10 protein-coding genes are annotated in these 11729 nt (G+C 40.2%); 4 read left to right on the top strand and 6 right to left on the bottom strand.

The annotated features are described in order from the left end of the window. Window positions 1–94: 94 nt before the first annotated feature. Window positions 95–823 carry a 30S ribosomal protein S2 gene (rpsB, locus tag PVK62_RS10235; RefSeq protein ID WP_274444246.1) on the bottom strand — a complete coding sequence of 243 codons (729 nt, stop codon included), beginning with the start codon at window positions 821–823 and terminating at the stop codon, window positions 95–97. Between the two features lie 356 nt (window positions 824–1179). Between rpsB and map the strand changes: the two genes are divergently transcribed. The 3 genes from map to PVK62_RS10220 all read left to right on the top strand — a co-directional run bounded on the left by map (window position 1180) and on the right by PVK62_RS10220 (window position 5187). Further along, entirely contained in the window at window positions 1180–2007 is an 828-nt protein-coding gene (map, locus tag PVK62_RS10230; protein WP_274444245.1) for a type I methionyl aminopeptidase, read from the top strand. A gap of 53 nt (window positions 2008–2060) precedes the next feature. Next, window positions 2061–4682: a bifunctional uridylyltransferase/uridylyl-removing protein GlnD gene (gene glnD / locus PVK62_RS10225; protein ID WP_274444243.1), complete on the top strand. Its 2622-nt coding sequence runs from the start codon at window positions 2061–2063 to the stop codon at window positions 4680–4682. A 124-nt stretch (window positions 4683–4806) separates the two neighbouring features. After that, complete coding sequence (locus PVK62_RS10220; protein ID WP_274444241.1) at window positions 4807–5187, top strand: DUF3461 family protein; 381 nt, start codon at window positions 4807–4809, stop codon at window positions 5185–5187. A gap of 70 nt (window positions 5188–5257) precedes the next feature. Here the strand turns inward: PVK62_RS10220 and secF are convergent, their stop codons facing one another. The 5 genes from secF to queA form a co-directional block, all read right to left on the bottom strand. Then, window positions 5258–6208 carry a protein translocase subunit SecF gene (gene secF / locus PVK62_RS10215; protein WP_274444239.1) on the bottom strand — a complete coding sequence of 317 codons (951 nt, stop codon included), beginning with the start codon at window positions 6206–6208 and terminating at the stop codon, window positions 5258–5260. 12 nt (window positions 6209–6220) lie between these two features. Then, entirely contained in the window at window positions 6221–8077 is a 1857-nt protein-coding gene (secD, locus tag PVK62_RS10210; RefSeq protein ID WP_130044030.1) for a protein translocase subunit SecD, read from the bottom strand. 53 nt (window positions 8078–8130) lie between these two features. Beyond that, window positions 8131–8463 carry a preprotein translocase subunit YajC gene (yajC, locus tag PVK62_RS10205; RefSeq protein ID WP_122034371.1) on the bottom strand — a complete coding sequence of 111 codons (333 nt, stop codon included), beginning with the start codon at window positions 8461–8463 and terminating at the stop codon, window positions 8131–8133. 94 nt (window positions 8464–8557) lie between these two features. After that, window positions 8558–9685: a tRNA guanosine(34) transglycosylase Tgt gene (tgt, locus tag PVK62_RS10200; RefSeq protein WP_122034374.1), complete on the bottom strand. Its 1128-nt coding sequence runs from the start codon at window positions 9683–9685 to the stop codon at window positions 8558–8560. Between the two features lie 197 nt (window positions 9686–9882). Further along, a complete protein-coding gene (gene queA, locus PVK62_RS10195) occupies window positions 9883–10935 on the bottom strand; it encodes a tRNA preQ1(34) S-adenosylmethionine ribosyltransferase-isomerase QueA (protein ID WP_274444235.1) in 1053 nt (350 codons plus the stop codon). 244 nt (window positions 10936–11179) lie between these two features. Between queA and PVK62_RS10190 the strand changes: the two genes are divergently transcribed. Beyond that, a complete protein-coding gene (locus tag PVK62_RS10190; protein WP_274444233.1) occupies window positions 11180–11623 on the top strand; it encodes a CBS domain-containing protein in 444 nt (147 codons plus the stop codon). The last annotated feature ends 106 nt before the right edge of the window (window positions 11624–11729 follow it).

The raw sequence follows: 11729 nt of genomic DNA, 5'->3' as shown, positions 1-11729 counted from the left end.
AGGGGCCAAATTGGGCCCCTGCTAACTATATTTAGTTTACTACGAAACTAAAAGACTCACTAGGAGCAAATAATAATTCGACGAGTCGAAAAAATTACTCAGCTTCTACGAAACCGTCTTTTTCAGCTACAGCTGCAACGTCTTGGTTACGACCAGACTTTACAGAATCAGCAGCAGCGTTCAGGTAAAGTTGGATAGCGCGGATTGCGTCATCGTTACCTGGGATAATGTAGTCAACGCCATCTGGGTTTGAGTTAGTATCAACAACAGCAAATACTGGGATACCTAGGTTGTTTGCTTCTTTAACTGCAATGTGCTCATGGTCAGCATCGATAACAAATAACGCGTCTGGAAGACCGTTCATGTTTTTGATACCACCTAGAGATTTCTCTAGTTTTTCCATGCTACGTGTACGCATAAGCGCTTCTTTCTTAGTGATTTGCTCGAAAGTACCGTCTTGAGATTGAACTTCAAACTCTTTTAAACGCTTGATAGACTGACGAACAGTTTTAAAGTTAGTAAGCATGCCGCCTAACCAACGGTTGTTCACGTAGTACTGGTCACTGTTGATTGCAGCTTCTTTAACAGCTTCAGATGCAGCGCGCTTAGTACCAACGAAAAGAACTTTACCTTTTTTGCTACCGATTTTAGCAAGTTCTGCTAAAGCTTCGTTGAACATAGGTACAGTTTTTTCTAAGTTGATGATATGAACTTTGTTACGAGCACCAAAGATGAATGGCTTCATTTTTGGGTTCCAGTAACGAGTTTGGTGACCGAAGTGAACACCAGCTTTAAGCATATCGCGCATTGATACAGTTGCCATTTGAGAATTCCTCTATTAAATGGGGTTAAGCCTCCACATACCCCGCTTATAATCCGACCCTAACAACTTGATTGAAACAATCAAAAAATTGAGCACCCCGGACAGCGTGACGGTATGTGTGTGATTTAAAATTAAAGTATAGTCGGTATTGAGAACAAATTGTTCATCAATCCGGCGCGCTTTATACCATAAAAACGCCGCTAAAATCTACTATTTTCAAAAAAATCATTCCACTCACCTTCTAAACAAGAATTATTTTTCATTCTTCTTCATGTTGAAAGATAAACACAGCCTAGGTAAACTAAGAACAATTATCGTTTAACCAGAACGATTTATTTCTAGATAGAGAAAAGCCCATGTCAGTAAATATTAAAAGCGCTGCAGAAATTGAAAAAATGCGCGTTGCCGGCCAATTAGCCGCAGAAGTACTTGAAATGATTGAACCCTTCGTAAAAGCTGGGGTAACAACAGAAGAACTTGATCAAATTTGCCACAAGCATATTACTGAAGTACAAGGTGCTATTCCTGCTCCCCTGAACTACCATGGTTTTCCTAAATCTATTTGTACTTCAATCAATCACATTGTGTGTCACGGTATTCCAGCAACACAAGATGAGCAATACAATGGTTTTACTAAACCAGCAGTACTAAAAGATGGCGATATACTTAATATCGACATCACAGTAATCAAAGATGGTTACCACGGCGATACTTCAAAAATGTTTTTGATTGGTGACGTTAGCGCAACCGATAAACGCTTATGCTTAATTGCACAAGAAAGTTTGTATGTAGGTATGCGCAAAGTAAAACCTGGTGTAAAACTGGGTGAAATTGGTACTGCTATTCAAAAGTACATCAAGGGCACAACACCAAAATGCTCTATCGTTCGTGATTATTGTGGCCACGGTATTGGTGCAAAATTCCATGAAGAACCACAAGTTGTTCACTACAAAAACAGCGATCGTACTGTATTAAAAGCAGGCATGACCTTCACTATTGAACCAATGATTAACCTAGGTAAATTTGGTTGTCTTCAAGATGATAACGATGGTTGGACGGTTTATACTGGTGACGGTAAAAATACCGCTCAGTGGGAACATACTATTTTAGTCACTGAAACTGGTTGCGAAGTATTAACCCTTCGCGCAGAGGAAACGATTCCTCGCCACATGAAAAACAAATAATAAACATAAACAGAAGGCTTTGGTCTTCTGTTTTTTTATCAGCAGGGATTGCTATGAAATACACATCGCCTCTTGCTTTATCTGATCAGCAACTCACCATTACTGAATTAAAACAGCAACTCACTCTTTTTTTTCAACATCAAACGGATTGCTTTCATCAAAACCAACTTGTTTCAGAGTTGGTTCTTCAGCGTGCAGCCTATTTCGATCAATTACTCTCGCGTTTATGGCTATTTTTTAAATTTAATGACTCACCTAATGCCTCACTGATTGCTGTTGGTGGTTATGGCCGAAGTGAACTTCATCCATTATCTGATATTGATATACTAATCTTAACCAGTGATGCCACTAGTGACGAATTTTGTCAAAAAATCAGTAACTTCGTCACGTTATTGTGGGATTTAAAACTAGAAGTAGGCCACAGCGTTCGCTCATTAACAGAATGTATCGAGATTGGTAAAAATGATTTAACTGTCGCAACCAATCTGCAGGAAGCTCGTTTAATCTGTGGCAATGAAGATCTTTCCCACCAATTAAAATTAAACATCCATTCTGATAGCTTTTGGCCGAGCGAAGCGTTTTACCAAGCCAAAATTGAAGAACAAAAAAAACGTCACAGTCGCTATCACGACACCACCTATAATTTAGAACCAGATATAAAATCAAGCCCTGGTGGATTGCGAGATATTCACACCCTAAGTTGGATTGCTCGACGTCATTTTGGTGCGACGTCTCTACTTGAAATGAGCCAAGCAGGGTTTTTAACCGACGCTGAATATCGAGAATTATTAGAATGCCAAGAGTTTTTATGGCGTATAAGGTTTGCTCTGCATATTGAACTGAAACGATATGACAATCGCCTTACTTTTGGTCATCAGCCACAAGTCGCTGAACATTTAGGTTTTATTGGTGAGGGTAATCGCGGTGTTGAGCGCATGATGAAGGAATTTTATCGAACCCTACGTCGCGTCGCAGAGCTCAATAGTATGCTGTTGAAAATTTTTGACCTTGCTATTATTAACCAAGGCGAACAAGAAAAAGCCATTATAATTAATGATGATTTTCAGCGTCGAGGTCGATTTATTGAAGCAAGAAAACCCGCCTTATTTCAAGCTCGACCTGATACTATTCTTGATATGTTCTTGCTCATGGCAAATGACTCATCTATTGAAGGCGTTGCTCCACCAACAATGCGACAACTGCGTACCGCTCGCCGACGATTAAATCGTTTTTTATGTGATATCCCTGAAGCTCGTGACAAGTTCATTCAACTAACACAGCACCCTAACGCTCTTCATAAGGCCTTTAGCTCTATGCATAAGTTAGGTGTACTTTCAGCCTACTTACCTCAATGGAGTCACATTGTAGGACAGATGCAATTTGATTTATTCCATGCTTATACCGTTGATGAGCACAGTATCCGTTTACTAAAGCATATTAATACATTTTTGGATTCAGAAAATAGACAAAAACACCCAATTTGCTGTGAAGTTTATCCAAAGATAATTAAAAAAGAATTATTGATTATTGCCGCCATTTTTCATGATATAGCAAAAGGGCGAGGAGGAGATCACTCTGAATTAGGCGCTGTTGATGCTTATGAATTCTGTATTACTCACGGATTATCGAAACCTGAAGCTAATTTAGTCTCTTGGTTAGTTAAGAGTCACTTACTGATGTCTGTTACCGCTCAACGCCGTGATATTTATGATCCCGATGTTATTACAGAGTTCGCTAAACAGGTTCGAGATGAAGAGCGCTTAGATTACTTAGTCTGCCTGACGGTTGCTGATATTTGTGCAACTAACCCTGATCTTTGGAACAGCTGGAAACGTTCTCTCATTGCCGATTTATACAATGCGACTCAAAGAGCATTACGTCGAGGATTAGAGAATCCACCCGACATGCGTGATCGTATTCGCCATAACCAATACATGGCTTCAGCACAATTACGTAGTGAAGGATTTACTCAATGGGAAATTGAAGATTTATGGCGTCGCTTTAAAGCTGATTATTTTTTACGTCATACTCACCAACAAATTGCGTGGCACAGCAATAATTTGCTTCGCCACTTAGATAAAGAGTCATCACTCATATTAGTCAGTAAAAATGCAATTCGTGGTGGTACTGAAATTTTCATTTACAGTAAAGACCAAGCCCACCTATTTGCAACCGTTGCTGCTGAGCTAGATAGACGTAGTATTACCATCTATGACGCTCAAATCATGTCGAGTAAAGATGGCTACGCGCTAGATACCTTCATGGTTCTGGATCAACACGATGAACCAATAGATGAAGAGAGACAACAGCGCTTAATTGAACAATTGTATGCGGTTGAGCTTGAAACCCAAGAAAGTCACATTAAAACCCGTCGACCACCACGTCAATTACAACATTTTACGGTAAAAACTCGCATGGAGTTCCTGCCAACAAAAACAGGTAAACGCACCTTGATGGAATTTGTTGCCTTAGACACTCCAGGATTATTGGCAACCGTTGGAGCGACTTTTGCTCAGCTAGGCGTGAACCTTCATGCTGCAAAAATTACAACTATCGGGGAAAGAGCAGAGGATTTATTTATTCTTACCTCAGATATAGGTGGTCGATTAGATGATGAAAAGCAAGCTGAACTAAAGGCCGCATTAATTGAAAACGTCGATAATCTAATTAATTGATATTTATAAATGAAAGTGAGAAGTTCAACTAAACGGACCCACGCCACAAGTTTGCCGTTCACTATTTGTGCTCATCCTTATCTTAGATAAAGATTGAAGCAACAACATAATAATGGAGTAAATTATGTACCCACACCTAGTTAGCCTTGGAATTTCAGAACCTGAAAAAATAGACCGTTACTCTCTACGACAAGAAGCCCAAAAAGATGTATTAAAAATTTACTTTGGCAAACAAAAAGGCGAATTATTCGCTAAAAGCGTAAAGTTTAAATACCCGCGCCAAGTAAAAAATGTCTTAGTTGATGGTGGTAGTCATCGTTATAAAGAAACCACTGAAATTAATCGCAACCTAACCCTCATTATTGATGAGCTTAATAACATCACACGCCCAGAAAAAGAAACACCTGCGGACGTGAAAAAGAAAATCCTTAAAGATCTTCGTCACTTAGAAAAAGTAGTGGCAAGTAAAATTGAAGAAATAGAGCGTGATCTAGATAAGCTTTAAAGCGTTTTTTATATAAAAAAATGGACCAATTAAGGTCCATTTTTTATAAGTAGAATATGCACATTACCTATTAAGGCATTTGCTCAAATTCTTCCTCACCCTCTTTATCTACAGGTGTTGGCATTAAGTGCTCACGAGTAATACCTAATTTCAGAGCCAGTGCTGATGCTACATAGATAGAAGAGTAAGTACCTATCGTGATACCTAATAGCAATGCAAGTGCAAAGCCGTGTATCATCGCCCCCCCTTGAGTGAACAATGCGATAACTACAAATAGCGTCGTTGCCGAGGTTATCAAAGTACGGCTTAATGTTTGCGTAATCGCATCATTAATAATGTCGTTAGAATCACCCTTGCGCATTTTCAAGAAGTTTTCACGAATACGGTCAAACACAACAATGGTATCATTCAAGGAATAACCCACTACCGTTAATAACGCTGCGATAATCGTCAAATCGACTTCAATTTGTAGGAATGAAAAAATACCCAGTGTAATGATAATATCGTGAGCCAGTGCTAATACGGCACCTGCTGCAAGACGCCATTGGAAGCGCATCGAAACGTAAGCCAAGATACACAATAAAGAAACAAGAATAGCTAAACCACCCGCTTCAGTTAGTTCGTCCCCTACATTAGGGCCAACAAACTCAATACGACGCATCTCAACTTGATCACCTGTGCCTTCTTTAATAGCACTGATAATCTGGTTGCCTAATTCTTCCCCTTTAATCCCTTCTCGAGGCTGAAGGCGAACAATAACATCACGTGCAGTACCAAAGTTTTGAACCGTTGCATCGCCAAAACCCTTTGCTTCTAATGCACTTCGGATATCAGGTAGTTGCGCAGGCTGTTCAAAGCCGACTTCAATCAGTGTTCCACCCGTGAAGTCTAAGCCCCAGTTTAACCACTTTGTCGATAATGTTGCGATAGAAGCAACAATCATCAACATTGAGAAAAGAAAGGCAGCTTTAGACCAACGCATGAAGTCGATCGTTTTCTCTGCTTTCATTAATTGAAACATAATAATGAGTCCTTAGATCGACAGCTTGTCTACGCGCTTACCGCCGTAAACCAAGTTAATCACACAACGAGTACCAACAATCGCAGTAAACATTGACGTTAAAATACCGATAGATAACGTAACAGCAAAACCTTTAATTGCGCCAGTACCTACAGCAAATAGGATGATAGCCGTAATTAACGTTGTGATGTTCGCATCGGCAATCGTACTAAACGCATTAGCATAACCTTGATGAATCGCTTGTTGTGGATTACGCCCATCACGCAGCTCTTCTCGAATACGCTCGAAAATAAGTACGTTAGCATCAACCGCCATACCTACCGTCAATACGATACCGGCAATACCAGGAAGCGTCATCGTCGCACCAGGGATCATCGACATAACACCAATGATTAATACCAAGTTTGCCATTAAGGCTAAGTTCGCAACCAGACCAAAACCACGGTAATAAACCAAAGTGAAGATCATTACTGCAACCATACCCCAAATACACGCCTGAATACCCATATCGATATTCTGTTGCCCCATTGATGGACCAATCGTACGTTCTTCAACAATCGAGATAGGTGCAATCAGAGCACCAGCACGAAGTAGCAGTGCTAGGTTGTGAGCTTCAGCTTGTGAGTCGATACCTGTAATACGGAAGCTACGACCAAGTGCAGACTGAATCGTCGCTTGGTTAATCACTTCTTCCGTTTTAGAAAGAATAACGCGACCTTCTGGCGTACGACGACCACTGTCTTTGTACTCTGTAAATACCGTTGCCATTAGCTTACCGATATTTTTACGAGAGAACGCAGTCATCTTGCTACCACCTTCACTATCTAGTGAGATATTAACCTGAGGACGGCCATACTCATCAGCGCTTGAACTTGCATCTGTAATGCTTTCACCGCCAAGAATAATGCGCTTTTTAAGAACAACAGGGCGACCATTACGATCTTCTTTAATCTCGCTACCTGCTGGCGCTCGACCATTTGCTGCTGCCGCAAGATCCGCCCTATCATCCACTTCTCTGAATTCAAGCGTTGCTGTTGCACCTAGAATTTCTTTTGCTCGCGCTGTATCTTGTACACCCGGCAGCTCAACTACGATACGGCTTGCACCTTGACGTTGAACAAGCGGTTCAGCAACACCTAATTCGTTCACACGGTTACGAATAATCGTAATGTTTTGCTCAACCGCATAGTTACGAATTTCTTGTAGACGCTGATCTGTAAATCTTGCTGTTAATTTGAATTGACCATTTGATTCTGATTCTACAAAGGTCATATCACGATGAACATCAGACAATACTTTTTTGGCTTCCGCTAATTGCTCTTGATCACGAAGTACGACTTCAATCGCATCTTTTCCAGAATCACGAATCGCACGGTAACGGATCTTAGCTTCACGAAGATCAGTACGGAAAGATTCTTCTTGTTGACCAATTAGCTTAGTCATTGCGGCATCCATGTCGACTTCCATTAAGAAGTGAACACCACCACGTAAATCAAGACCTAGCTTCATTGGTGCAGCACCAATAGATGTCAACCAGTCAGGAGTAAGCGGAGCAAGGTTTAATGCAACAATGTAATCTTTACCTAACGATTCATTGATAATATCTCGAGCACTGATTTGGGAATCAGTATCGTTAAAGCGAACAAGAACACTGCCATTTTCGAATGCAATAGACTTATACGCAATGTCATTATTTTTTAAATTTTCAGCAACAACATCCAGCGTTGAGGTTTGAACCTCTGTACCACGACTACCCGTGATTTGAACTGCTGGATCTTCACCATAGAGGTTTGGAAGAGCATAGAGAGCTGAGATAAGTAGCACTGAAACTACCATCAAATACTTCCATAAAGGGAAACGGTTTAACACAGCGATGTCCTTAACGAAAAATACCCCCTAACCGAAATTAGAGGGTACAGTTTTTATAGTGATTTCAGGGTGCCTTTTGGCAGAACCGCTGAAACAAAATCCTTTTTAATTGTCACTTCGTTATTCGCATTTAGCTCAATTACGATGTAATCATTTTCTTCAGATGCTTTAGTAATTTTACCTACTAAACCACCTGCAGTAAGAACTTCATCGCCCTTACCCATAGAAGACATTAGGTTTTTGTGTTCTTTTTGACGTTTCGCTTGTGGGCGATAAATCATAAAGTAGAAGATAACGGCAAACATACCAAGCATGATAAACATTTGCATACCACCGCCTTGTGGCGCTGCTTCACCAGCTGCATGAGCCTGAGAGAAAAAATTCATTTAATAACGTCCTCGTTAATCTAGTTTCTAATTTCCGGTTTCTAAAATGTGACCATACACATATCCTTTAGATATATGGGTGATAACTCTGTTTTTAAAGGTCTTTTAATGGTGGAACTTCACGATCGCGGCGTGCGTAGAATTCCTCTACAAACTGCTCAAAACGTTCTTCTTCCAGTGCCTTACGGATGCTCGCCATAATACGTTGGTAATAACGTAAGTTATGAATTGTATTTAGACGCGCACCTAAAATTTCATTACAACGATCTAAGTGATGTAAATAAGACTTGCTGTAATTCTGACAAGTATAACAATCACACTCAGGATCTAGTGGTGTTGTATCTGTTTTATGTTTCGCATTACGGATCTTGATCACACCGCCAGTCACAAATAGGTGACCATTACGTGCATTTCGCGTTGGCATAACACAGTCAAACATATCAATACCGCGACGAACACCTTCAACCAAGTCTTCTGGTTTACCAACACCCATTAGGTATCGTGGCTTATCTTCTGGTAATTGTGGACATGTGTGCTCTAAAATGCGGTGCATGTCTTCTTTTGGTTCACCGACTGCTAGGCCACCAACAGCATAACCATCAAAACCAATTTTCGTTAGTGCTTCAACAGACACATCACGTAAATCTTCATATACACCACCTTGAACAATACCAAATAGTGCATTCGGGTTTTCTTGGCGATCAAATTCATTGCGGCTACGATCAGCCCAACGGATTGAACGTTCCATTGAAATACGCGCTTCATCATGCGTTGCAGGATATGGCGTACATTCATCAAAAATCATAACGACGTCAGAACCAAGATCGTACTGGATTTGCATTGATTTCTCTGCATCCATAAAGATCTTGTCACCATTTACAGGGCTACGGAAATGTACACCTTCTTCAGTGATTTTACGTGTTTTACCAAGACTGAATACTTGGAAACCGCCTGAATCAGTTAAGATCGGGCCTTTCCAGTTCATGAAATCATGTAAATCACCGTGCAGTTTCATGATCTCTTGACCAGGACGCAACCATAAATGGAATGTGTTACCCAGTAAGATCTCAGCACCAGTGCCTTTTACTTCTTCAGGTGTCATGCCTTTAACAGTACCGTACGTACCTACTGGCATAAATGCTGGAGTCTCAACCGTACCACGGTCAAATTGTAATTGACCACGACGTGCGCGACCTTGTTTTTTAAGTAGTTCGTATTTCACGAAACCTCCAATAAGCCAGAGAAACAATCTGACAATTTGTTTAATTTGCTCACATTAAAAGGGTAATGTAGCACCTCTGTATTTCCACCTTACGATTATAAAGAATAATGGCTAATACAGTCGAAAACATCCTGTTTTCTATTTCACTGGCTCCGTGAGCGAAATCTAAATTGATCTTTGCGTTTAACGTGTATTAATTACACCGTTTTTTTCGTAATGAACATCGCATCACCGTAACTAAAGAAACGGTATTTATTATTTACCGCTTGATCATACGCCTTCATGGTATTTTCATAGCCCGCAAAAGCACTTACCAGCATAATCAGAGTAGACTCAGGCAGATGGAAGTTTGTTACCAATGCATCCACGACTTGAAATTCATACCCTGGGTAAATAAATATTTCAGTGTCATCAAAAAATGGCGCTAACTCTGTACCTTGTTTTAACGCATGTTGCGCCGCACTTTCAAGTGAGCGAACCGAAGTCGTACCAACAGAAATAACACGACCACCACGAGCTTTAGTTGCTTTAATGGCATCAACCACTTCTTGAGAGACTTCTGCATACTCTGAATGCATGTGGTGTTCTAAAATATTATCAACACGAACAGGTTGGAATGTACCCGCGCCAACATGAAGCGTAACGTAGGCAAATTCTACGCCTTTTGCGTTCATTTTTTCTAGAATCTCTGTATCAAAGTGTAAACCAGCTGTTGGGGCTGCAACCGCTCCCGGTTTTTCATTATAAACCGTTTGGTAACGCTCTTTATCTGCATCTTCATCTGGACGGTCGATATAAGGCGGTAACGGCATGTGACCGATTTCATCTAAAATATCTAATACTTTCTTTTCAGAAGTAAAACGAATTTCAAATAAAGTATCATGGCGGGCGACCATTTCTGCTTCATACTCTTGATTCTCACCTAACCACAGTTGATTACCAGGCTTTGGTGATTTAGAGCAACGTACATGTGCTAACACTGAGTGCTCATCAAGAACACGCTCAACCAACACTTCTAACTTACCGCCAGAGGCTTTAACGCCAAACATACGAGCAGGGATAACACGCGTATTGTTGAATACAACAAGATCACCACTTTGTACTAAATCAAGTACATCAGTAAACTGACCATCATGTAATTCACCACTATTACCATTCATTTGTAATAGGCGACTTGCCGTACGCTCAGGTTGAGGGTAACGCGCAATAAGTTCATCGGGTAATTCAAAATGGAAATCGGATACTTGCATGGTTTACTTCTTCATCAAAAATGGCAGACAGAGTAGTATATTCACGCGAAGAGCAATAGCAAGGAATGAAGCAATATACCTCTCAAATTTTCAATAAATATACACTTTGCAGATTGAAATTGACTTTAAACAGAGAAAGTCCCATCAATATTTTTGTCTCTTCAAAAAATCTAGCTAGCTCGCACTTTTTTCTTTCATCTGCCTCTATATTTACTAAAGGATACATAAATCAGCAGGAGCAATTATGTTTACCATTAACGACTTGATGACAACTCATCCTCACACCCTGCTTCGTTCGAATTCTTTAGAAGATGCCAAAGCATTAATGGACGAACACGGTATTAGGCACATACCTATTGTAGATACAGATCACTCATTGGTTGGATTAGTCACTCAACGAGATTTATTAGCCGCTCAGACATCATGTTTAGAAAAGCCAACTTTCGAAGATATCTCCACTCTAGATATTCCACTCAATGCAATCATGCATGAAAATATCATGAGTATTTCTCGACACGGAGGATTAAAATCAGCGGCAGTATTCATGCAAAAACACAAAGTGGGTTGCTTGCCCGTTGTTGATCATGGGAAGTTGGTAGGAATAATTACAGACTCAGATTTTGTTACCATTGCGATTAATCTATTAGAGTTGCAAGAGGAAGTCGATCCGATGGAGATCGATGAATAACGATAATTAGCAGGCAAAAAGAAAGGGAGACTCCATTCTCCCTAAAACGTGATAATACGACTCTTTTTTTATTATGTGGATATAAGATTAGCGATACCAATATAAT

Origin of the sequence: Aliivibrio sp. S3MY1, from assembly GCF_028765575.1 — a bacterium.
Lineage (GTDB): Bacteria > Pseudomonadota > Gammaproteobacteria > Enterobacterales > Vibrionaceae > Aliivibrio.
This window is presented reverse-complemented; position numbering and strand designations above follow the sequence as displayed.